Below are 23,621 nucleotides of genomic sequence, written 5' to 3'. Positions count from 1 at the left end.
TCACACGGAGGTGAACGTAACGGTGGATGATGCAACGAAAGTACTCGAAGTTCGAGGTCTGCAAGTGAATCTTAGAACAGCGGAGGGTTCCGTCCCGTTACTTGCGCCCATTGATTTCGAATTAAAAAAAGGTCGTGTCTTCGGTCTGGTCGGCGAGAGTGGCAGCGGCAAGACGGTTACATGTAACGCATTGCTCCACCTGCTTAATCCGCGCAGGATGGAGGTATCGGGCAGCATCCGTCTGAATGGACGGGAGCTGGGCTCGTTGTCTGGCGAGGAGATGCGGCGCATCCGTGGCAAGGACATCGGATTTATTATGCAGAATCCGATGAATGCTTTTACACCCGTATATACGATTGGATCTCAATTCATTGAAACTTTGCGTACGCATACGGGAATGTCCAAAGCCGTGGCCCGAGAGCGGGCCATTGCTGCCTTGGCAGATATGAACCTGCCCGAGCCGGCCAAGCTGATGAAGCGATATCCCTTCCAACTGAGTGGCGGCATGTTGCAGCGGGTGATGATCGCCATATCGATGTGCCTGCGCCCCGCCCTGGTTATTGCTGACGAACCAACGACGGCACTGGATGTTGTGAATCAGTTGAAGGTGCTTCAGGAATTGGATCGACTACGTACCGAATATGGCACATCCATCTTACTCATCTCCCACGATCTGGGCGTGATCTCGCAAATGGCAGATGAAGTCGCGGTCATGCAGAAGGGACGAATTGTAGAGCAGGCCGATGTGTATCAACTGTTCGATCAGCCGCAGCATGAGTATACCCGGATGTTGTTAAATGCTAGACCTAGTATGTCTTTGGGACGATAGTGATTACAGGTGAGTTGAATCGTTCAGTGAGTGTATGTGTGGAGCGAGCGGGTATGAACTGTATTTTGAGTGGGTAGTGTAGGGGTGGAATGGACATGGTGATGTGTAATTTCGTCTTCTTCGGAGATTGCTTCTGCCAAGTACAAGAGAGGAGGATGACCTGATGCTTCAGGTACGTGAAGTGAGCCATAGCTATGGCAAACGCAATTGGCTGGATCGTTCGGGAGCGCGTCCTCCTGTGCTGGCAGACATCTCGCTTACGATTGAGAAAGGTGTATGTCTGGGACTGTTGGGTACGAGCGGGGCAGGTAAAAGCACCTTGGGCAAAATCATTCTTGGTCTGGAGAAACCCAGCCAGGGTCAGGTCTTATTTCAAGGTCAGGATATCTATCGATCCAGCAAACCCGTGCTTAAGGGATTACGACGTGATCTGCAAGTCGTGTTCCAGGACTGTTATTCGGCTGTGAATCCGCTCATGACTGCCGCGCAGATCATCGGTGAGCCGCTGGATAATTACGAGCGTTTGTCGGCAAAAGAACAACTTCGTGTGGTTGGACAACTGCTTGAGCAGGTCGGACTTACACCAGAGGATGGGAGCAAGCTTCCGCACCAGTTCAGCGGTGGCCAATTACAGCGGGTCAACATCGCACGAGCCATCGCGCTCAAGCCAAAGTTAATCGTACTGGACGAATCGATCAGCAGCCTGGATATGGTGCACCAGACACAAATCCTATCTTTGCTGGCAGAGCTCAGAGCATCTTATGGGTTGTCGTATCTCTTTATCACGCATGATATCCGGGCCGCCATGACCATCTGTGACCGCATTGCCGTGATGGATCAGGGTAGGATTGTCTATAGCGGTGATGCCGGGAATTCGGTCATGCAGTCGGATCATCCGGCTGTGCAGCAGTTGGTATCGTCCATTTTGCCTGAGCATCCGTCTGGTCGTATTTCGTTTGGGTAGTGGTTGTTTGAGTGCAAACCTGCGAAAGCACATACAGATGGGGAGTATAACGCTTCTACGATTCGTTAAACCGCAGACTTGTCGGAAATGGAGCTATTAACGTGTGTAAGATTCGTTAGACCATAATGAAAATGAATGCTAAAAGGGTTGTCCCCTACGCCTTGAACAAGACGTAGGGGACAACCCTTTTTTATACCTGGGAATAGGCACATTTCCTGCTTTCTGATACAAGTTAAACTACAATTACACTTCCGCCACTCGGAGTACAGGACTACCTTTAAATTACACGTATCCCCAGATTTTTGATTTAACTTACAAGATGAACATCTGGAAAGAAACCTATACTTCCGATGAGGATTCCTTGCAAAAATCTTTTACCCCATCTTCCGCCCAAGTAGCTCAATCTTATCTAGCCAATTCTTTCTCTGTTCATCTGACTTCTTACCAACTTGATCTACAGTTGTTATCCGCACAGGTTTGATGCCTGTCAGCGCAAAGGTGGAGATTTTCATCATTTTGTGTGCGGGCTCACCTTGGAACCATTTGAAGTACCAGCTCGGGCCATCCATCGTGGTGATCATGCGAGCGGTGCGGCCTTTGAGCAGTTGATCCGGGAAAGGTTTTCCTTTTTGATACTTGAAGGCATAACCTGGCATAAAGATCCGGTCGACGAAACCTTTCAGCAGGGCAGGCGGTCCTCCCCACCAAATCGGGAATACCCATACGAGATGCTCGGCCCATTTAATCGCCTCTTGTGCTTCTAACAAGTCCGGTTCGAGTGGAAGTTTATTACGATATCCTCCCTCCAGATTCATATTGAACGCCAGTTCGTTCAGGGTGATCATGCGAACCTCGGCACCAGCCTGCACCGCACCTTTACGGTAAGCTTCGGCAATTGCGCCATTGTAACTTGGGGAAACGGGATTGCCTTGGATGATTAATATTTTCTTCATGATGACGACACGTCCTGACTATTTTAGTTAATGAACACTAACCTCATGTGCAAAAAGAAAAGGTCACGTATGACCCGGTAATCCATCGGTATATCCTGATGGTATGTTGAAGACAGACTCTGTTTTTATATCGTGCAGCTCTGAACCTTTTTTGGTGTTCGGCGAGGTCAGAATGGTTGCCCCTCTCCAATTCTACTCCTGAGTTACTTGCCCCAACATCAATGAGAGTCGGTGAACGGTTTCCCCGGTGTAGGGTACCAACAACTCTGGCAATTCACCTTGCATACTCGAGACCGCCATACGTGTAATCGCACCGATCACCAGAACGGCTGTGAGCCGTGAATCCTGCTGAGGCAGTTCGCCCCGCATCATTCCCTGATCGATCAGATCCATTAACGCATCCAATGGCTGACGGTAGTCCTCACTGCTGCCGGCTTCAATGAATATTTCATGATTCTGTGAAATCAACAGCAGTCCATAGGGATCTTCATCGTGTAGGTGAAGAACCTCGGTAATCAGTTGCTTGAAGCGTTCCAACACGGGACCTTCCTGTCGAACATACCCGTCAATCAGTGAAGTATAGTCCGCGCAGTATTGGGTGAAGGCTTCCAGGGCAACGGCATCTTTGTTTTTAAAATGTTTGTAGATCGCCGCATCGGTTACTCCGGCGGCGTCACCGATCTCTTTGACGGATATGCCGTCAACGCCTTTGGTTGCAAACAAGCGCATCGCCGCTTGTAAAATATCTTTCTTTTTACTATCCACATGAGGTTTGTTCTTCATAATCGTATAGTAAGTGATTACTAACCAAAATGCAACAAGCAATTTTGAAACTCTAAATGGAGACACGGAATAAGCGCTTACGAACAAAGCTTGCAGGCTTGAGAGAGGCAACGTATGATGAATAGAAATCAATATCGGAGCAGCAGGAAGAACGAAACGGATGGTGGATTGCGTGAAAGATGAGATGGATGCATACAGCTGGGTGACACCTGAAGGAATACTGAATGATCACTATATAACAAGCCGCGAACAGTTGTATAAAGGAATGAACGGACGATATGTGGAGCGATTTACTGTTCCTACCGGTGGAAGTTATATTTTTAAACCGCTGACGAATCCTGCACAGCACGGACGAGAACGATGGATGTACGAGCGTGTGATGTCTGGTCTACCCCCGATCTATCCGCAGCTTGTTGCAACCTCGGACCCTACCACTGCGCCGGCACAGAGCTGGATGATCTATGAGGATCTGGGGCAGCTGGTACATGATTCGCAAGAAGTGACAATGCTGAACACAGCGGTGCATATGGCAATGTGGCATGCGTTGCCTGTTACGGAATGGAGCGAGTTGCCTCGCGTGGGCCAGAAACCGTCTATTCGCACCATGTTGGATGAGTTGCAGATGCACATACAATCTGTGGATGACCTGTTGTCTATGCTGGATATGCGGTTGTCTTCATCGGATTGGGACATGATTGCCGCGTTGATTCTCACAGCAGAGGAAGAACTTCCTACCGTTCTGTGTCACGGAGACCTGCATCCCGGGAACCTGGCGGAAGTTGACGGTAGGCTGGTCGTCTTGGACTGGGAGCATGCCCATCTGAATACGCCGCTGTGGGACATGTACCATCTAGTTGATCTCTCGCATCCGTTGTTTCCCAGAACGGTTACGCCTGCTTTGCGAGATCGGGTCATAGACATTTATTTGGACAAACTAGAGAGCTTGGGCGTACAAATTGAACGTGATTCTTTGGCAGCATGGTACAACGCCTATGCTATTGTATTCTCACTTTGGATGCTGCGTTTGATTGATGGTGACCTGAGAAGTGAAGAATGTGTATGGCCGAAGGAACAGCTGAATAACCAGTGGCTTGAGACGACAGCGACGCTGGAACAGTGCATGAAGCAGATGCGTGAGGAATAGAAATGAGGGGTGAGAAGCTTGCGTAAAGTCGGACTTGTTATGCGTAAAATTCAATTCACAGAAGCACAGGGGCCGCGCGTATTTGCGGATCGACTGAAGCAGATTGGTCTGGAGCTGGGCGTGGAGATTGTGTTCATCTCGCCGGAGCGTCATGTCAGCGGATACGACTGGTTGCCGGGGTATGAGCATGAGAAAGGTGACCTGGTGAACTACGATATCGTGCTGGACCAGATTTATAGCCAAAATATAGAGCATGTCATCTACACGGTATCCGGGTTTACGTTTTTGAAGATGTTCTTACCCAAGAGTGTATTGTTCCCGCACAGTTTCCCTGATCCCGCGCTAACGGGATATGAGATGATGAAGCCATTTTATACGATGGTGGACAAAGCAATTGTGCAGACCGAGTTTTTGAAAACAGAACTGGGCCGCAATTTCGGCGTACATGACGTGAACGTCATCCCGATTGGCTTTAGCGAAGAGCTGGCGAATCGGCACTATGACCCGAGCCAGGTCGTGCATAATCGGGTGCTCTGGATCGGTCGGGATGAAGCAAACCGTCGTCCGGATCTGGTGCTGGAATATGCGCGGCAGAACCCGGATAAGGAAGTGTACATGGTGTTCGGCGGTGTTCGCTATAAGGAAACCATGAAGAAGTACGACATTCCTGCCAACGTGAAGCTGAAGTTCGCACTCACACAGGATGAGATATTTACGTTGATGAATTCCGCTAAGGTCTATTGGAACTGTTCCGCCTTTGATACGTTTGCAATGCCGCTGACCGAAGCAATGGCGATGGGCAAAATGGTTGTGAAGCCGGAGCACGCTTGCTACGGTCACATTCGATCCACGCATGCCTTTGCAGGCAACGAGGACAACTGGTTTGAACTCGTGAACATGGCTGCCGCAGCACCGCGCAGTGTGTCGGAAGACAATCGGGAGTATGCTTTTGGTGCTTTTTCGCGCACGAAGATGAAAGAAGGATACCGGAATTTTTTCTCCGATTGGTTGAAATAATTCATATTTATCCTGCTATAAACTTGCTTGAGGTCACGTTAAATCAACTTGAGCAACAAGAGCAGGACGCGCAACGATAACATATTTGGTCTATGAATTGAAAACATGGCTAAGAGGCTTCTAATCGGGTAAACAATCCGGTCAGGAGCCTTTTTGTTACACCTGAATCAACGGGGTCCTGATAGCGATCAACAGAGGGGTATATTAATTTGACCTGAATGAAATGGACATATTTTAGTATTTAACAATAAAAAAACGAGTGTTATGCTGTGAGCGTAAGGAAGGAGTGATCCCCATTGAAAGCGCTATCTGCGAGGGAATATCAGATTTTGCATTTTCTATTGGAGCGTAGGGATTTCGTTCCGGTCAAAGAAATAGCCGGTCAGATGAACTGGTCGGAAAAAACGATTTACAGGGAACTAAACGCCTTGGAACACAATTTGCACATTCGCGGGATTCGCCTCGAACGGAAGCCAGGAAGAGGTATTGCGCTGGCTTTAACTCAGGAACAGACGATGGAGCTAAGGAGAACGCAATGGTATTCGGGGAAAAGGGTAGTCTCAACCCTTTCCGTAGAGGCAAGAAGAATCAAAATATTGACAAATTTATTATATGATTCTCCTGAGGAAACCTCGATTAACAAACTGTCAGAAGAATTCTTTATCGGCAAGGCATCAATTGTGAATGATCTCAAGGCTATTGAAGAACGAATTGAACCCTTTGAGCTCCGACTGGAGAAAAGCCAACTCGGCACCCGTTTGATCGGTTCAGAGATTAACATTCGCAAAGCCATGGCCTCTCTCATTCATGAACTTGTGAGTGAAGAACGGGCGGAAGAACAAGAGCATGAATTCCGGATTGATGGCAATACACGAGTTGAATTGATAGAACATTTTGGTTGCGATTCAGTTGAGGGGATTCAACGTATTTTGGAAGAAACCGAGCAGCAATTAGGATATACCATAGGTGATCCCTATTACATCAACCTGCTGACTCACCTGCTGATTTGTATCCGCAGACTGAAGAGTGGCAAGGTCATTCGATTGGTTGATGGCATTCCTGATCATCCCGTAACTGACCCTCATGTGTATTCCATCGCAAAAGCCATGGCCGAGCGAATCAGTGAGCTATGGGAATTGGAATTACCAAGTGAAGAGGTCTATTTCATCTATCAATATCTGATCTCATCAGGCATGAGTGTTCCGTCCCTTAATCTTGAGTTGTCAGGTCTGATGGACAAGGTTTGTCCAGAGTCTAAAGTGATGGTCAAGGAATTAATTCAGACTGTATCGGGGATGATCCGGCGTGATCTCACAACAGACGAACAATTGTATAAGGGTCTGATCATTCATTTCAAACCGATGCTGAATCGTCTTAAATACAACATTTCCATTAATAATCCTCTGCTGGAGGATATACGTGAGGCGTATGCCGAGATTTTCTCTCTGGTCCGTTTGGGGATGCTGCCCCTGACCCAAGCCTGCGGGTTGAATTCGTTTAGTGATGATGAAATAAGTTACCTGGTCCTTTATTTTCAGGCATCCATTGAGAAAAGCAGTAAAAAGAAAAGAGTTATTCTGGTCTGTTCCACTGGAATAGGGACATCGCATTTGTTGAAAAGCCGGATTAATCGTTCATTTCCCGAATGGGAAGTTGTTGATGTCATTTCGACAAGCTGGTTCAAGCGGATGGAGGATTGGACGGATATTGATCTGATTATTTCAACCGTGAAACTGGAACATCATGACTTGCCAGTTGTGTATGTCTCGGCGCTTTTAAATGATACGGATGTCAGCCTGATCAAGGCGAAGTTTAACGAGGAGAGGTTGAATCAACATCAAAACAGGGTGTTTTCGTTTCCGCTGCTCAGGGCGTACTTCCACCCATCTTATGTTCAGATTGAAACGAATACGAAGGAACAATATGCAGAAGGTACAACATCCAGTCTGAAGCTGTGTGCGTCCATACTCCAACACGTAGATGCTAATCCGGAAAATCGGACATTTGCCGAGGCCAAGTTGAATAAGCATTTGTCCGTTTTCCTGATTCGCGGTGAGGTGAATGTTAATCCGATCGTCGGTTTTAACGTCATTCAAGGTGAAACGGCCAAATGTAAACTAGAAATTGTAATCGCTTTCTTTAATGACGAGCCACTAACTGAGCTATTGATAGAAATACAGAGTTTGTTGATGTGCAGGCGCATGTATGAACAGATCATGAGAATAACTACACCACAGCAGCTTTTCGAGATATTACAGTCCACGCACGATCAGGAGGAGAAAGATTATGGATATAACCAAGATTATCAACGAACGGTTGATTAAGCTGGATCTAAAAGCACGAACCAAAGCTGAAGCCATCGAGGAATTAGTGGATTTGCTGGCAAAGGAAGGAGCCATTTCCTCCAAAGAAGAGTTTATCAAGGATGTCTATTTAAGAGAGGAAGAGGGACAGACTGGCCTGGAGAACCACGTAGCGATCCCTCATGGCAAATCGGCGGCGGTCCTCAAGACCTCCCTCACCATCGGGCGAACAGAGCACCCACTTGAATGGGAGACCCTGGATGGAAAACCTGTCCATGTCGTTATTCTATTTGCTGTACGGCTTGTAGATCGGAATACAACCCACATGAAGCTGTTGGTCCAGGTTGCCAGTATGCTCGCTGATGAAGAGGTTTTGGAGCGTTTGATGCATGAGCCGGACCCGGTCCAGATTATGGAGCTGTTTGCTAGCAGGGAGAGCGTATCGTAGAACATAGCCATTTATGATTTTAATATAGAACACATTACATCATTTGGAGGGATTCTGATGAAGATTGTAGCCGTAGCCGCATGCACTGCTGGTATTGCCCACACCTATATTGCCAAGGAAAAATTGATTAAAGGTGCAAAAGCGCGTGGTCATGAGATCAAAGTAGAGACCCAAGGCACCATAGGAACAGAAAACGAGCTTTCCAGGGAAGAGATCGGGGCAGCTGATGTTGTCATTGTGGCTGCCGATATCAAAATCGGTGGAGAAGAAAGGTTCAAAGGCAAACGGATCATTCGAGTCAAAACCGAGACGGTCATTAAAGCCCCGATTAAATTCATTGAAAAGGTGGAGCAGTCTCTAGGGGTATCCTCATAACAAGGGAGGCACGGCGATGAGCGCAAAATCCAATCACGCAGGTTCAGTCATCAAAGGTCATCTGTTAACAGGCATTTCCTACATGATTCCTCTGATCGTTGCTTCAGGGTTGTGTATCGCGCTGGGTCAAATTCTGGGCGGAGCCGATGTGGGCAAGGCGGAGGGTACCATTCCGTACATGATTAATCAGATCGGCGGTTGGGGCATGGGGCTAGTGGTCCCTTTAATTTGCGCAGCGATTGCTTATTCAATCTCGGACCGTCCCGGAATTGCTCCAGGATTAATTGTTGGTTTTATATGTAGTCAGATTCAAGCGGGGTTCATTGGTGGCATGCTGGGCGGATTTCTGGTGGGTTATGTCGTACTCGGTATCCGTAAATATGTGAAGCTGCCAAAGTCCATGCAAGGATTAATGCCTGTTCTTGTTATTCCGTTTCTAGCCACACTGATCTCTGGTTTGGGTATCTTTCTGGTCATTGGTCAACCGATTGTCTGGTTACAGGACAGTCTTACCCATGTTCTTGAATCGATGCAGGGAGGATCCAAATTTGTTCTAGGTGCCATTCTGGGCTTGATGGCCACCTTTGACTTCGGGGGGCCTGTGAATAAAACGATGTCACTATTTGCTGATGGGATGTTAGTCCAAGGTATCTATGGACCTGAGGCTGTCAAGTTTGTCGGCTCCATCATTCCACCACTGGGGATTACCCTATCGTATTTCCTGACGAGAAACAAATATACGGCAGCAGAAAAAGAATCGTTAAAGGCCGCATTTCCGATGGGAATATGCATGGTCACGGAGGGTGTCATTCCGATTGCGGCAAGGGATCTGATTCGGGTGGTGACTTCCTGTGTCATCGGCTCAGCGGTAGCTGGTGGATTGATTATGATCTGGGGCGTTGAGGCTCCAGTGCCACACGGTGGACTATTCGTTGTACCCCTCTTCACCCATCCATGGCTGTTTATGTTATCTCTTCTCATAGGAACCGGAATCTGCGGTGCAACCCTATCTTTATTAAAGAAGCCCGTTACGGCGATGGATGAAGAATTTGACGATACCGAAGACGAGAGCGTAACCTTCGATGACATTGTGTTCAAAGTGGAGTAGCACCCTTCATATAGACAACGCTTACAAATTAATTATCCAAAGGAGATGTATCTCATGTTGATTACGATGAAGGAATTGCTTAAAGTAGCCAAGGAACGCCAATTCGCGGTGGGAGCATTTAACGTGGCAGATAGTACATTTTTGAGAGCTGTGATTGAGGAGGCCGAACATTCCAATTCTCCAGCGATCATCGCCATCCACCCCACGGAACTTGAATTTTTGACGGATGAGTTTTTCGCATATGCCCGCCAGCGTGCACATGCCAGTCATGTTCCACTGGTGATCCATCTGGATCATGGTGGGTCCATTGCAGATATCATCCGGGCGATCAAGTGTGGATTCACCTCTGTCATGATTGACGGTTCCCTGCTCCCTTATGAAGACAATGTGGCTATTACAAAACAGGCGGTGGAAATTGCACACGCTGTCGGCGTCTCTGTTGAAGGGGAATTGGGAACGATTGGGCAGACCGGTAACTCTATTGAAGGCGGCGTATCGGTGGTAACTTACACGGACCCGGATCAGGCAGAAGATTTTGTGACACGTACGGGGATCGACACGTTAGCCGTAGCCATCGGTACAGCCCATGGCATCTATCCCAAACATATTAAACCAGAGTTGCAAATGGAAATCCTAAGAGAAATCAATCAATTGGTAGACATCCCTCTCGTTCTGCACGGGGGGTCTGCAAACCCTGATCAGGAGGTCTCCGACTCCGTTCGATTAGGTATTTGTAAAATCAATATATCCAGCGATATGAAACATGCATACTTCAATAAAGCTCGTGAAATTCTAAGCACTACGGAATTATGGGACCCTAATGCCATTTATCCAGACTGCATTACTGAGGCTCAGAACGTCATTCGTTATAAAATGAATCTGTTCAATTCCGTGGGCAAAGCAGACTTGTATAAAGGGTTACGTTACGAGCAACGTCAGGCTGAAAGTGTGAGCCTTTACTAAGCCTGCTGGCGGGGTAAATCACCCGAAAAACGATTCTCATTTCATCTCTCGGAGCCTCCTTGAAGCCCACTATTCACGAATTTCATTTATCGTGAATAGTGGGCTTCATTATGTGATAAAATCTACACGTATCAGAATGCTCAGCGTCAATATGTATTGGGAGAATGTGTGAGGGAGGGGAACATGAGTGAAAGGTCTTATTATATTGACACTCCTTGTTTGGGTCGCATTATTGCTGATTGAATGGTTGATCTACCGTTTACAAGGGCGGCGAATGACGTGGGTTCAGTATATATTGCCATGTGTGGCCTTGCTCGGTGGTGCCGTTGTAATTATGATCAGCATTCATATTGGCGGCTGGAATGGCATCGGATATGCGTTGCTCGGTGTATCACTCGGTACTGCGGGAATGTTAACACTTATTACGGTGGCGATCAGGGATGTGATGCTTCGGCGACGGGGCGGGAACTAGATTCAGCAGTAAAGCTGCTGTGCAGTTAGGATGAATTGCGCGATGGGATGGTTGCAGGAATGCATTCGTCTGTGATATATTGACATTAATTATGACAAGGGAGGTGAAGACAGGTGAATCACGAGATGCTTAACAACCGTATTAGCCAGCTGCCGATTGCTATGGCTGGCATTGTTCATACTTTTCTGACCAACGGGAGAAGTCTGTCCAATTATGAATATACGGAAGTTAACATGTGCGAGAAGATGCCTGCCTTGACCTCATTCGGACGATAAGCGATATTGCTTGAATTCTGAAGGGCCGCGGAGCTAACCTCCTGCGGCTCTTTTTGTGTTGCGGTCAGGATCTTCCAACTATAGGAGGAACCTTATTATGATGATGATTAGCGCGCAACAACTGACTCAATATCATGGAGCACATCTGGTGCTGGACGGCATTACATTTGAGATTATGGAAGGTGACAAGGTTGCCTTAATCGGCCGCAACGGAAGCGGCAAGACCACACTTATGCGACTGATGGCAAGAATGAACAAGCCGGATGAAGGGCAATTGATGATCAAAAAAGATACACGGATCGGTTACGTGGCGCAAGTTCCGGAAGGGCTGGATGACCACACCGTACTGGATGTGCTGAGCCTTGGATTCAAGGAGCTTATGATATGTCGCACGCAAATGAAGGAAATGGAGCAGCAGATGTCCGATCCGGCATGTGCAGCAGACCCTAATCAATTGGAGCGTCTGCTCAAACGATACGCGGCACTGCAAGAACAGTTTGAGCGTGAGGGTGGATACGAAATGGATGCCCGAATCGATCAGGTTGCGGACGGTCTGGATATTGCCAAGACGCATTATGAATGGCGCTTCGGTTCACTGTCCGGTGGGGAACAGACCCGGGTGGTGCTGGCCTCGCAGCTGATCGTAAAACCCGATCTGTTATTGCTGGATGAGCCGACGAACCATCTTGATCTGGAGCGGGTGGAGTGGCTGGAAGGATTTTTACGAGAATACTCCGGTACCATTGTCCTGATCTCGCATGATCGCTATTTTCTGGATCGGGTGGTGAATCGAACGCTGGAGCTGGAGGATGGTGAGGCGTTAACGGCAGCGGGGGGCTATACGGAATATATGGCCGTGAAAGAACAGCGGCTGTTGCAGCAATTCGAGGAGTTCAAGGAGCAGCAGAAGGTAATCAAAAAAATGAAGGAAACGATCCGCCAGCTGGAGGAGTGGGGCCGAGTTGGTGGCAATGAAAAGTTCTTCCGGCGGGCCGCTTCCATGCGCAAAGCACTGGAGCGGATGGAACAGGTGAAGCGTCCCATATTGGAGCGGCGCAATGCCGATTTCGATGTGCGTCCTACGGATCGAACAGGTAAACGGGTCGTGGTCCTGGAACAAGTGGAGAAGAGTTATGGCGAGCGAGCGATTCTACGCGGGATTTCGGGTCTGCTGGAATATGGTGACAAAATTGCTCTTATTGGTCGGAACGGCTCCGGTAAGACGACCCTGTTCAAGCTGTTGCTTGGTGAAGAGCAACCCAATACGGGCAAGCTGGAGTGGGGGGCTCGTGTGGATGTAGGGTATCTGGCTCAACAGGAGGAACCTGCGAATCCGAAGCTGAATGTACTCGAATACTTCAGACTTGAAGCAGGCGTGGAGGAAGGCGAAGCACGCGGGATTCTGGCACGATACCTATTCTATGGCGCGGATGTATTCCGCTCAGTGGGGCAGTTATCCGGCGGGGAATGGACGCGCCTGCGGCTGGCTCTACTGGTGCAACGCAAACCCAATGTACTGCTGCTCGATGAGCCGACCAACCATCTGGATATCGCATCCAGGGAAGCGCTGGAAGAGTCGTTGGTTGATTTTGAAGGAACTGTACTTGCCATCTCGCATGACCGGTACTTCGTCAATCGCCTGGCGTCCCGTGTCTGGGAACTGGAGGACGGACAGATGACCGCTTATCTGGGAGACTATGAGGCGTATCGCGAGAAGAAGCTTGAATTGCAAGCTCGTGCGGCGGCGACAGGTCAGAGTACAGCCGGGAGAGCCGCCGTACCATCCGGCGGAAAAGGCAATTCAGAGATGAAGTCAGGTATGACCACAGCGTCGAGCAGGACTGTTCGATCAGGGAAGAAGCCAGAAGCTACCTCGGTAGCAACTGCATTGAACGATAGAAGTGGCAATGGCAACCAACCGTCTGCGGAGAAGCTTGAACAGACGTTGGCTCGTCTTGAGGCACAGATTCAGGTGTTGGATCAACAGCTGGAAACCGTGCAGAACAATCCGCTTGAACTGGAACAAATCTGGCATGATCGTGAGCAATTGTCCGCTGAATATAATGATGTATTGGCTCAGTGGGCTGAGTTATAGGTCCGAATGGCATGAGCATAAGGTTGAACAAACGAGGTCGGGGAATCTTCTCCGGCCTTTTTGGAGCGGGGTTAAAACATACCAAACGCGGAATCTGCTAGTTTTCTCAAGCTTTATTGATCCAAGAACGTGGCGACAACCTGTTCTCATTTTTACATGTCATGGTGAATAGTGTAACTTTTTTCCTCCACATGCGTTAAATACGTTTGTATGAATGGAAACGGCTCACCTAAGAGCTTACAGAAAGGGAGGTTATCGGTATCTATTATTCATTGACGTATCGGAGTTGGTCAGATGATCGACAGGCGGAGACGGGGGTGCTGGAACAGACTTCAGTCACACGGGATGAACTGTTCATGCGCAAACTGGTGGATGCCACCTTGGTGAAAAATAAACTCTGGGCGCATCTGTCCAATGAATGCCAGGATGGGCGGGAACATGCGGTATATGTAACTGCGTATGACCAACAGATGCCGGACGAGTACGGTGCAGCCATTGCGGATGCTGCGCTGGCGATGTGCAAAATGTCTTCCATGTACAGCGCAGAGTATATGTTGTGGAATGGAAGTTCATTTCAGGAGTTGGAACTCACAGCTTCATCTACCTATACGATGGAGCTTGCCGAGCAGCTGCTTGACCATTATATGGTTCGGGATGGCAAGACGTATGAATTCCTGTATTCCGTGCTGGATGCGGATCGCAAGAAAGTGTTGTTTTATATGAAAGAGGTGGATCTGTGATGAGTGAGCAAGAGCGGGGGCAAGCATCGAAACCCGGATCAAAAGCGAAGCTGGTTGCTTTCTCCCTGATGCTGGCAGTTCCTGCCGTGTTATCCGGTTGCGGCAGCAACAATGATGAATGTGACCCGGAGTATGATACCGGATGTGAATATGATTCCAGCAGCGGGCACTATTACTATGGCGGGTCGTCGTATCGAAGCAATAAGGACAGCAACAGCTCCTATAGCAAATCCAAGTCCAAATCAAGCGGCTTCGGCAGTTTCTTCCACAGTTCGGGAGGATAACCGGATGAGGCACGTGATCCAACTGCCATTAAGTCACGAAGAGGTATTTCAGGGAGAAACGGCACAACAGGTTCCATATCATCGAATGTATGGAAAGCAATATTGTGTGCCTGCATTAACAGTCTATTCTCCCTCGGAGGTAGAAGAGCTGCGTACTGCAGCAGAGGCGGTAGACGGCATTTACTGTAAAGTGATGCGATTTATCCAACAATATATGCCGGATTCTTTCTTGGAGCATCAGTTAGGTATTCATCCTGGGCTTATTCCGGCGGCACGTATGGAGATGGTGACTGGAGGCATTACCCGCCAGGACTGGATTATTGGAGAAGCGGGGCCAAAGTGTATTGAAAATAATACAGACACCCCTACGGGGATACCGGAAGCTGCTGCTCTGGAAAATATCCTGGTCGGTCTTGCCGAGGATGCTACGCTAGCAGCGCCATCTGCCGAGATGGATGAACGTATTCGAGAATGTTTCAGGATATGGCTGGAGTTCTATGCAGCGCAGGGGTTACAGGGACCCGTGACGTTCACTTCTTTTGGGGAACATGTTGAAGATCGAACGAATACCGAGTACCTGATGAAGCGTTGCCGGGAAGCGGGATACGAAGCCTGTTATGCCCCGCTGGAGGAACTGGAGATTGTTCCGGGAGAGGCGCTTTACCATAAAGGTCGGGAGATTAATCTGCTCTACCGTCTCTATCCACTGGAATATCTAGTTGATGATCGGGATGAGACAACAGGGGTGGACATTGGCGCTGCGCTACTTGATCTGGTACGAGAGGGACGATTGGGCCTGATGAACCCCGTTCAGCATGTGCTGATGCAGAGCAAAGGTTTCATGGCGGCGATCTGGTCGCTCTACGAGCGTAATGAGCAAACCCCGGAATATTGCGGGTTTACCCTCTTTGATGATACAGAGATGGACGTCATTTCCCGATATCTGCTGCCAACCTTTTTTTCGGCTGAACCCTTCGAGCTGAACGCCATGCCATATGTAGCCAAAAGCTATTGGGGGCGCGAAGGCAGAGGAACTCTTTTGCTGGATGGGAATGCAGTACAGCAGAAGTTGGATCATCAGAGGCTTACGGAGCTGGAGGAAAAGTCGGCTTCTCCTCTAACCTTGAGAGCGGCAGATTCACTCCAAGAAGACGAGGATGAAGAAATTGCGGCCTACTACAATAACCAGCCCAAAATCTATCAGAAACTGGTCCCGATGGAGCAGGTCGTGATCGAGACAGAAGATGGCGCGTACAGCGGTTATCTGCTTACAGGGGTATTTGTGATCGGTGGGCGTTTGGCTGGGTTGTTACCCAGGGTCGGGGAGAAAGTAACCGGTGATATGGCCTATTATTGCGCGGCTGCGGTTCGTGAACGGATGAATGATGAGGAGGAGAAGGAATGGAGAACTTAGGATTGAACTTGCTGAATGTTGCGGTGGGTATAGGCATTTTGCTGGTGGTATTGGTATGTGGGTATTTCGCTTTTAGTAAATTGACCCGGTATAACGATAGTGAGGAGATTGCGAAAGGAAACGAAGCGGCAGGCATGTACATGGGCAGCAAATTGCTAGGACTGTGTATTATTGTGGGCATGGTATCTTTCTCGACACATTCGTGGTTGGATATGCTGCTGTGGTCGGCGTTTGGAATTATTGTGCTGTGCCTGGTCTATATTATATTTGACTTCCTCACGCCCAAAATGCGAGTTTGCGACGAAATTGCACGAGGGAATATGGCGGTAGCGCAGCTGCTGCGTTCGATTATCATCGGCGTTTCCATCGTCATCGGTACATTTTTGATGTAAAATAAGACATAGTGTTTTATAGAATGTACTATATAAACGGAAGAAGGGGCGCGGCATCATGAGAAGAGTCATCATCGATACAGATACAGCAGGAGACGATACGATTGCGATCCTGACGGCATTGCATCACTTTCAGGTGGAAGGCATCACCATTACGGGCGGTAACGTACAATTCGACCAAGAGGTTGAAAATGCCCTGTACACGGTACAGGTTGCTGGACATGGCGGCAAGGTGCCTGTGTATAAAGGATGCGAGCGACCGCTAATGGCTTACGGTAAAGCTCAGCACCGTACAGTGGAAGACGTGCATGGCGATGACGGCATGGGCGGCGCGCATTTCCCGAAGGCGGAGCAGCGTCCTGAGAGCGGGCATGCGGTTGATTTTATCATTGAGAAGGTGCATGCACATCCAGGTGAAATTGAACTGCTGGCAATTGCCCCGCTGACCAATATTGCCATGGCGATTCAGAAAGACCCTACGATTATTCCGGAGATTGCTCACCTGTACATCATGGGCGGAACGAATAATGCACTGGGCAATATCACCCCGGCAGCGGAGTATAACTTCTACGTAGACCCGGAAGCTGCGAAAATTGTACTGCATGCGGGCATTCCGATCACAATGGTTGGTTGGGAGATGTGTACGCAATATTCGGTGATGGACGATGACGATCATGTAGAGATTGCGGCTTTGGGGACATCGGGTGCTGATTTCTTCACCGCAATTAACAAAGTGGTTATGCAGTTCAACAAGTCGGTACATAAGCTGAATGGTACTACTCATCCCGATACGTTGCTGATGGCTGTTGCAGCAGATGAATCCGTCATGACCAAGTCGGGTCAGTATTATGTGGATGTCGAAGCGGCAGGAGAGCTGACACGCGGATACAGTGTGGTTGATATTAACGGACGTTTTGGCAAAGAGCCGAATGTACGTGTCTGTGAAGCCATTGATCGGCCGAAGTTCAAATCCATGTTGCTCGATGTGCTCTCAACGATCCAATAAACGCAGGAATTAATCTGCAGGAAAAACAAAAAAAATCCGTACCTTTCCCAGGTACGGATTTTTTATTGCCCATTTTTGGAATAACTACTTCACCTGTCGTAGTAAGTTGTGCTATACTTCAACTACTACGACAGATGAAGTAACGAGGAGGAGTATCTTTTGTGATCAGCAGTGACGTTATACGTGGCTACAATGATACGCTGATCCTCTACATGCTGCTCGAAGGGGAGTCGTACGGCTACGAGATTTCCAAGAACATCAGACAGCTGACAGAGGAAAAGTACGTCATGAAGGAAACGACATTATACTCGGCCTTCACCCGATTGGAGAAGAACGGTTATATTCAATCGTTTTACCTGGATGAGAATAGTATGGGGAAGCGTCGTACCTATTACCGGATTACGCCGTCCGGCCTCGACTATTACAGAGAAAAGTGTGAGGAATGGAAGGTTACGCAGGAGGTTGTTAATCTATTTATCAGGGAGTTGTGACGGAACATGGAGACAATTATGGTGTATCTGGAGAACATGTTTGTTGGTCTGCCGAAGACATCCGAGGTGGAACATCTGAAGCAGGAGCTCCTTTCGGGGATGGAAGATAAGTACCTGGAATTGAAGCGAGAAGGCAAGTCGGAGAATGAAGCCATCGGCATTGTGATCTCGGAATTTGGTAACATCGAGGAATTAACAGCCGAACTCGGTATTCAGCCAGTGAGCCCGGAAGAGACAGTACCTGTGTTAACGGAAGAAGAGATTTACGCATATACCACTGCGAAGAGAAATGCCGGATTTTGGATTGGACTGGGTGTTTTATTGTGCGCGTCAGGTGTGGCATTTCTGATTTTCATGGATGCCTTATTTGAGAACTATGCCATTTCAGCTGCAAACCGTTCGGTGGAAACGGGCGCTGTACTAGGCCTGATCGGCATGTTCGTATTGATTGCCATTGCGGTAAGCATGTTCATATACAGCGGTATGAAGTTGGAACGCTTCAATTATATGGAGAAGGGCTTCCAGCTTCCTTATACACTCAAAATGAGTATTCAGCATAGTCGGGAAAGCTTCGCTCTGACTTATCGTATAGCCATCATTACGGGTGTCTGCCTGTGCATTCTGTCTCCGGTGTTTATTTTCGGAGCCTCTTCTATCAATGATAACTACGCCTCTTATGGTGTATCTGCCTTTATGGTCATGGCTGGGGTAGGAGTATTCCTGTTTGTATATTACGGTAATATTCAGGGGGCTTACACAAACTTGCTGGAGAAGCACCAGTTGACGGTAGAGAAGAAGCAGGAGGTCAAGGTTGTGAGAGCCGTGGAAGCGATTGTATGGCCGCTGGCGACAGCCATCTTCTTGTTCACAGGTTTTGTATATCAACGGTGGGATATCAATTGGGCCATATTTCCGATTACCGGTATTCTCTCCGGCAGCTTTAGCAATGTGTACCATATTATGAAAAGCAAAAATCCGTCCTGAGCATGTTGCTTTGGATAGTAAAGCCCACGTGATCTACTATATAGATCACGTGGGCTTTTTACACGTTTAATCTACCCTTGCTGCAACAAAAACGAGCGAATTCCTGTCGTGACCAGATCATGGTCTTCCTCATCAGGCAGACCCGATACTGTAATGGTGCCGACCTGTCCCTCATTTTCCAGAATCAGCGGGAAAGCGCCACCAGCCAGTACATAGTCCGATGAAGGCAGATTGAAGTTGTGCTCAAGGGTCTGGTTCTCGTTTCTCAAACGCAGGGCGGTATGCCAAGAACTGGATGAAAAATGATTCACCACGTTGTTTTTACGTCGAATCCAGTCCTCGTTGTCGGGATGAGTGCCTTCCATCGCATGCAAAAAGAGACGATGTCCCTTCAGGGTAATGTCGATGGTCACGGCCTGGGAACGACGCTTCGCTTCTTCAACCAGATGCAGGCCAAGGTTAAGCGCCGTTTCAGAAGCAAATGTGCCAAATACCAATTCTATTTCTTCCTGTGCCATTTCCTTTAATTTTTCGATCATGGTGAGGTTCAAATTACAGGCATCCCCTTTACATATATGGTTGATGTCTACATTCGACATGAATGGGGACAGTACCTTCCAAGTGCGACTGGACCATGTTACTGGACGCTATATATGTGGCTGGAGCTGGCTCATTTGGAGACCGTACATCAGCTGTGTTAAAGTGAAGGTAACCTAATATACAAAACTCTTAAAGTTAAAATAAGTTAGCGCTCAGTAGGCAGGAGGAGAAGCACGATGCTGTTTTATTTGGTAGCACTGCTGGTGACTTTGGTGGATCAGGGAACCAAGATTGCAGTGAGGATGTATATGGAAGTTGGCGATGTCATGAGACTGGGTGACTCGGGCATGCAGTTACAGCATTATGAGAACAGTGGAATGGCAGGCAGCATGTTTCAGGGAAATGCACGTCTGTTTGGTGTGATTGCTGTTCTGTTCATAGCGGGCATGCTGTATTACCGGAGTAAAGGTGAGATTCGTGGTTTCTGGATGCAAGCTGGCGCGGGTTTTATGGTTGGCGGGGCTTTAGGAAATGCAATCGATCGATTTATCTATGCGCGGGTAACGGATTTCCTCGTGTTTCCGTCAGGACGCGGCATTTTGAATCTGGCTGATGTCGCAATTAACATCGGTGTGGTTATGATCATCATCGGCATGTTGATTCGTGCATATCAGAGTTATCGAGCCAAGCGTTTACGCAATGCTTTGCCAAAAGCTGAGCGTTCGTGACACACGGATAAAAGCTGTATAGTGGGTGAATATAGCTTAATAAATAAGGGACATTGGATATCATCCAGTGTCCCTTTTCTTATGCCCAATTCGGGTCGTGGGAAGAAATGCCTTGATTCATTTTTATCGAAACCGTTTTAGGAATAATAAAGGCTTGTATAGCCAACGCTCATAGTATGAGTGTGTGGAAGGATTAACCAATTGGTTATTTCACCACCTGAATGGGTAAATCTTTACGTATATAAAGCTGAGGGAGGTACAACATGAGAACAACGCTTACCAAGGCTCTCGGGACAATGTTGCTATGCGGAATGATGGCTGTACTTCTATCTTCCTGTACCAGTGGGGATAGTGCAAATGGCAAAGTGCAGATTGAATTTTTCCAGAACAAGCCTGAAGCCAAAACAACCTTTGACGAATTGATCAAGTCGTTCAACGCGGAGCATGACGATATTCAGGTGACACAGGTGAATCCGCCAGATGCGGAGACCGTATTGAAGACACGTGTTGTCAAAAATGATATCCCGGACATTATGGCCATGGGGGCAACCGACACCTATTCCATTCTGGCCCAGAGTGATATTTTCACCGATCTGACGGACAGCTCATTACTCCAGACGATTGATCCAAACTACATACAAATGCTTAAGGATCTCACAGGTATGGACGAAGTGACGGGTATTCCTTATGCGACGAATGCAAACGGCATCATGTACAACAAGACGCTGTTTAAGGAAATGGGATTGGACGTACCCAAAACGTGGGATGAACTTATCGCGACTGCCCAAAAGATTAAGGATGCGGGCGAAATTCCATTTTACTTCACATACAAGGATGACTGGCAGACAAGCCTGCCGTTCAATGCACTTGCCTCCAACCTGGTCGGCATTGATTTCTATCAGGAGCGTCGGGATAACAAAGTGACGTTTAAGGAGTCATACCGCGAGGTTGCTGAGAAGCAGCTGGAGCTTATGAAGTACGGCCACGGCGATAACTTTGGTAAGGCCTATTCAGATGGTAACCGTGCCTTCGCAAATGGTGAAGCTTTCATGTACATCCAGGGAACCTGGGCCATCTCGGAGATCCGCAAAGCGAACCCGAATGTAGACATCGGTTTCTTCCCATTCCCAACGGGCAACGATGCAAGCAAGATTAAGCTGGTGAACGGGATCGACTCCCTGTTTACCATTGCGGCAGACACGCCTAATCGCGAACAGGCAGAGACGTTTATTGCGTTTCTGTTAAAGCCTGAAAATATCGGAAGATATATTGACGAACAGACGCTGTTCTCTGCGGTCGAAGATGTGAAGCAGGATGATCCTGCCGTGCAGGAACTGATGCCTTATATCGAGCAGGGCAAGGTTATTGACTTCCCCGATCACTATATTCCGGCTGCGGTGCAGCTGAATTCCATCGTACAGTCCTTTTTGCAGAACCAAAACATCGATAACTATCTAGATACACTCGACAAAGAATGGGACAAGGTTGCCAATCGGCGCTAAGCCTTGTCTGAAGGAGGATGGAGTATGAACAAGCGTATCGCACCTTATTACTGGATGACGGTTCCGGCGGTAGTATTGTTCTTTGTATTTATGACACTGCCGGCCCTCCAGGGTATCTATTATTCATTTACGAATTATAACGGATTTGGGAAAGAGTATGATTTTGTTGGCTTCAAAAACTATTTCAATTTGTTCCAGGACGACAATGTAGGTAACGCCTACTGGTTTACGTTCAAATTCGCGATCGTGGTGACGATCCTGACCAATATCCTGAGCCTGCTCATTGCACTCGGGCTGAATGCCAAAATCAAGTTCCGTAACTTTTTCCGTGGCATCTACTTCCTGCCCAATATTCTGAGTGTACTGATCGTAGGTTACATATTTAACTACCTGTTCTCCAACGTATTCCCGATTTGGGGACAAAATCTGAGCATCAATGCGCTCTCCACGAACATACTTGGTAGCGAGAGTCTGGCTTGGATCGGTATCGTCATTGTTGCCGTATGGCAATCCGTGGCCCTGAATACGATCCTGTATTTGGCTGGTCTGCAAACGATACCAACAACACTGTACGAGGCATCCAACCTCGACGGTGCAGGCAAATGGCGTGAATTCTGGAGCATTACATTCCCGCTCATTGCCCCATTCTTCACCATTAATATGGTGCTGGCGATGAAAAACTCGCTGATGGTCTTCGACCAAATCGTAGCCTTGACCAACGGTGGTCCCGGACGGGCGACGCAGTCCATCTCCCATCTGATCTACACCGGAGGATTTGAAGGCGGCGAATATGCATATCAATCTGCGAACTCGGTTATTTACTTCATCGTTATTGCGGTGATTTCAATTCTGCAAATCCGGTTCCTGCAAAGAAGGGAGATGGATCTGTAATGAGAAGCCGTACAAGAATCAATTGGCTCGTTATGCTGCTCGTTGTACTGGGTACCCTGTTTATCCTGTTTCCATTGTATATGACCGTTACGATTGCTTTGAAAAATCCGGAGCAGATGGCCCAATCGGTCTTTGCCCTTCCGACAACGCTTCACTGGGAGAATTTCGCAAGAGCCATCGACATGACGAACTTCTTCCAATCGTTCCGTAACAGTGCAATCGTTACCGCCTCCACCGTGCTTTTGACGTTGCTCAGTAACTCCATGGTGGCCTATGCCATCGCGCGGAATATGGAGAAACGCAAGTTTTTCAAAGGACTCTATTATTACTTCGTCAGTGCGATGTTCATTCCGTTCCCGATCATCATGCTGCCGATTGTTAAGCTGACGGCATCGCTGGAGATGACAAATCTGGTAGGTCTGATCCTGCTGCACACGGTCTATGGTCTGGCATTCAACGTATTTGTGTACGTTGGATATATCCGGTCCATTCCGGTAGCGCTGGAGGAAGCGGCTTTTGTGGATGGTGCAACAACTTGGGGCACGTTCTGGAAAATTATTTTCCCGCTCATGGCACCCATCAGTGCCACGGTTGGTATTCTGACCTGCCTGTCCACGTACAATGACTTCCTGCTGCCACTCATTATTATCAGTGATCCGGGACAGTACACGTTGCCGCTTGTACAGTATGTATTCCAAGGACAGTTTAATACCGAGTTTAACCTTGCGTTTGCATCCTACCTGCTCGCGTTGCTGCCAATGATTATCATCTACCTGTTTGCACAGAAGTGGATTATCAACGGGGTTACACAGGGGTCTGTAAAATAACCGAAGATGTGCTAAAGAAAAGAATAGGTGTGAATGGGATATGAACCAAGAGAGGTGGACTCTAAGAGTCCCCTCTCTTTTTTTGATCCTTGT

26 protein-coding genes are annotated in these 23,621 nt (G+C 48.0%); 23 read left to right on the top strand and 3 right to left on the bottom strand.

What is annotated here, in order from left to right:
- The first annotated feature begins 22 nt into the window (after window positions 1-22).
- Window positions 23-829 carry an ABC transporter ATP-binding protein gene (locus NLBNIHML_RS15905; protein WP_339257873.1) on the top strand — a complete coding sequence of 269 codons (807 nt, stop codon included), beginning with the start codon at window positions 23-25 and terminating at the stop codon, window positions 827-829.
- 163 nt (window positions 830-992) lie between these two features.
- A complete protein-coding gene (nikE, locus tag NLBNIHML_RS15900) occupies window positions 993-1,793 on the top strand; it encodes a nickel import ATP-binding protein NikE (protein ID WP_494352269.1) in 801 nt (266 codons plus the stop codon).
- A gap of 374 nt (window positions 1,794-2,167) precedes the next feature.
- Here nikE and NLBNIHML_RS15895 read toward each other — a convergent pair whose 3' ends face one another.
- Together NLBNIHML_RS15895 and NLBNIHML_RS15890 are read right to left on the bottom strand one after the other, a co-directional pair.
- Window positions 2,168-2,749, bottom strand: coding sequence for an NAD(P)H-dependent oxidoreductase (locus tag NLBNIHML_RS15895; RefSeq protein ID WP_494354718.1), 582 nt, complete (start codon window positions 2,747-2,749; stop codon window positions 2,168-2,170).
- Between the two features lie 189 nt (window positions 2,750-2,938).
- A complete protein-coding gene (locus NLBNIHML_RS15890) occupies window positions 2,939-3,529 on the bottom strand; it encodes a TetR/AcrR family transcriptional regulator (protein ID WP_494354717.1) in 591 nt (196 codons plus the stop codon).
- Between the two features lie 160 nt (window positions 3,530-3,689).
- On the opposite strand from NLBNIHML_RS15890, the gene NLBNIHML_RS15885 reads away from it, so the two are divergent.
- The 17 genes from NLBNIHML_RS15885 (at window position 3,690) to NLBNIHML_RS15805 (ending at window position 19,040) form a co-directional block, all read left to right on the top strand.
- Window positions 3,690-4,673, top strand: a complete 984-nt coding sequence (locus NLBNIHML_RS15885) for a phosphotransferase family protein (RefSeq protein ID WP_494352268.1) — start codon at window positions 3,690-3,692, stop codon at window positions 4,671-4,673.
- Window positions 4,674-4,691: 18 nt separating this feature from the next.
- Window positions 4,692-5,690, top strand: coding sequence for a glycosyltransferase (locus NLBNIHML_RS15880; RefSeq protein WP_339238617.1), 999 nt, complete (start codon window positions 4,692-4,694; stop codon window positions 5,688-5,690).
- Window positions 5,691-5,986: 296 nt separating this feature from the next.
- Complete coding sequence (locus NLBNIHML_RS15875) at window positions 5,987-8,014, top strand: BglG family transcription antiterminator (protein ID WP_494352267.1); 2,028 nt, start codon at window positions 5,987-5,989, stop codon at window positions 8,012-8,014.
- Window positions 7,977-8,441: a PTS sugar transporter subunit IIA gene (locus tag NLBNIHML_RS15870; protein ID WP_472475762.1), complete on the top strand. Its 465-nt coding sequence runs from the start codon at window positions 7,977-7,979 to the stop codon at window positions 8,439-8,441. Before NLBNIHML_RS15875 ends, NLBNIHML_RS15870 begins: the two co-directional genes overlap by 38 nt.
- A 57-nt stretch (window positions 8,442-8,498) precedes the next feature.
- Window positions 8,499-8,816 (top strand): PTS fructose transporter subunit IIB, encoded by a 318-nt coding sequence (locus NLBNIHML_RS15865; protein WP_253441734.1) that lies wholly within the window; start codon window positions 8,499-8,501, stop codon window positions 8,814-8,816.
- Between the two features lie 16 nt (window positions 8,817-8,832).
- Window positions 8,833-9,924, top strand: coding sequence for a PTS fructose transporter subunit IIC (locus NLBNIHML_RS15860; RefSeq protein ID WP_442033010.1), 1,092 nt, complete (start codon window positions 8,833-8,835; stop codon window positions 9,922-9,924).
- 54 nt (window positions 9,925-9,978) lie between these two features.
- Window positions 9,979-10,887: a ketose-bisphosphate aldolase gene (locus NLBNIHML_RS15855; RefSeq protein WP_494352266.1), complete on the top strand. Its 909-nt coding sequence runs from the start codon at window positions 9,979-9,981 to the stop codon at window positions 10,885-10,887.
- Window positions 10,888-11,074: 187 nt separating this feature from the next.
- Window positions 11,075-11,359, top strand: coding sequence for a YesK family protein (locus NLBNIHML_RS15850; protein ID WP_494352265.1), 285 nt, complete (start codon window positions 11,075-11,077; stop codon window positions 11,357-11,359).
- Between the two features lie 113 nt (window positions 11,360-11,472).
- A complete protein-coding gene (locus NLBNIHML_RS15845; RefSeq protein ID WP_339238616.1) occupies window positions 11,473-11,634 on the top strand; it encodes a hypothetical protein in 162 nt (53 codons plus the stop codon).
- Between the two features lie 97 nt (window positions 11,635-11,731).
- The gene (gene abc-f, locus NLBNIHML_RS15840) at window positions 11,732-13,729 is read left to right on the top strand and encodes a ribosomal protection-like ABC-F family protein (RefSeq protein ID WP_494352264.1); all 1,998 of its coding nucleotides are present in this window, start codon (window positions 11,732-11,734) and stop codon (window positions 13,727-13,729) included.
- A gap of 317 nt (window positions 13,730-14,046) precedes the next feature.
- On the top strand, window positions 14,047-14,469 hold the full coding sequence (locus NLBNIHML_RS15835; RefSeq protein ID WP_339238614.1) for a hypothetical protein: 423 nt from the start codon (window positions 14,047-14,049) through the stop codon (window positions 14,467-14,469).
- On the top strand, window positions 14,469-14,753 hold the full coding sequence (locus NLBNIHML_RS15830; protein ID WP_494352263.1) for a hypothetical protein: 285 nt from the start codon (window positions 14,469-14,471) through the stop codon (window positions 14,751-14,753). The genes NLBNIHML_RS15835 and NLBNIHML_RS15830 overlap by 1 nt, the downstream gene beginning before the upstream one ends.
- A 4-nt stretch (window positions 14,754-14,757) precedes the next feature.
- Window positions 14,758-16,167 carry a glutathionylspermidine synthase family protein gene (locus tag NLBNIHML_RS15825; protein ID WP_494352262.1) on the top strand — a complete coding sequence of 470 codons (1,410 nt, stop codon included), beginning with the start codon at window positions 14,758-14,760 and terminating at the stop codon, window positions 16,165-16,167.
- The gene (locus tag NLBNIHML_RS15820; protein WP_339238609.1) at window positions 16,155-16,559 is read left to right on the top strand and encodes a DUF350 domain-containing protein; all 405 of its coding nucleotides are present in this window, start codon (window positions 16,155-16,157) and stop codon (window positions 16,557-16,559) included. The genes NLBNIHML_RS15825 and NLBNIHML_RS15820 overlap by 13 nt, the downstream gene beginning before the upstream one ends.
- A gap of 58 nt (window positions 16,560-16,617) precedes the next feature.
- On the top strand, window positions 16,618-17,565 hold the full coding sequence (locus NLBNIHML_RS15815) for a nucleoside hydrolase (protein WP_494352261.1): 948 nt from the start codon (window positions 16,618-16,620) through the stop codon (window positions 17,563-17,565).
- Window positions 17,566-17,726: 161 nt separating this feature from the next.
- A complete protein-coding gene (locus NLBNIHML_RS15810) occupies window positions 17,727-18,056 on the top strand; it encodes a PadR family transcriptional regulator (protein WP_342571348.1) in 330 nt (109 codons plus the stop codon).
- Window positions 18,057-18,062: 6 nt separating this feature from the next.
- A complete protein-coding gene (locus tag NLBNIHML_RS15805) occupies window positions 18,063-19,040 on the top strand; it encodes a permease prefix domain 1-containing protein (protein WP_339238603.1) in 978 nt (325 codons plus the stop codon).
- Between the two features lie 71 nt (window positions 19,041-19,111).
- Here the strand turns inward: NLBNIHML_RS15805 and NLBNIHML_RS15800 are convergent, their stop codons facing one another.
- Entirely contained in the window at window positions 19,112-19,591 is a 480-nt protein-coding gene (locus tag NLBNIHML_RS15800; protein ID WP_339238601.1) for a heme-degrading domain-containing protein, read from the bottom strand.
- A 225-nt stretch (window positions 19,592-19,816) separates the two neighbouring features.
- Between NLBNIHML_RS15800 and lspA the strand changes: the two genes are divergently transcribed.
- The 4 genes from lspA to NLBNIHML_RS15780 all read left to right on the top strand — a co-directional run bounded on the left by lspA (window position 19,817) and on the right by NLBNIHML_RS15780 (window position 23,528).
- Entirely contained in the window at window positions 19,817-20,308 is a 492-nt protein-coding gene (gene lspA, locus NLBNIHML_RS15795; protein WP_339238599.1) for a signal peptidase II, read from the top strand.
- Window positions 20,309-20,619: 311 nt separating this feature from the next.
- On the top strand, window positions 20,620-21,810 hold the full coding sequence (locus NLBNIHML_RS15790; protein ID WP_494354716.1) for an ABC transporter substrate-binding protein: 1,191 nt from the start codon (window positions 20,620-20,622) through the stop codon (window positions 21,808-21,810).
- 24 nt (window positions 21,811-21,834) lie between these two features.
- On the top strand, window positions 21,835-22,701 hold the full coding sequence (locus NLBNIHML_RS15785) for a carbohydrate ABC transporter permease (protein ID WP_339238595.1): 867 nt from the start codon (window positions 21,835-21,837) through the stop codon (window positions 22,699-22,701).
- Entirely contained in the window at window positions 22,701-23,528 is an 828-nt protein-coding gene (locus NLBNIHML_RS15780) for a carbohydrate ABC transporter permease (protein ID WP_105600348.1), read from the top strand. The genes NLBNIHML_RS15785 and NLBNIHML_RS15780 overlap by 1 nt, the downstream gene beginning before the upstream one ends.
- Window positions 23,529-23,621: the final 93 nt, after the last annotated feature.

This window comes from Paenibacillus sp. JNU01, assembly GCF_059130585.1.
Note: the sequence above shows the minus strand (reverse complement) of the source record. Positions and strands in the feature narration are given on the sequence as shown.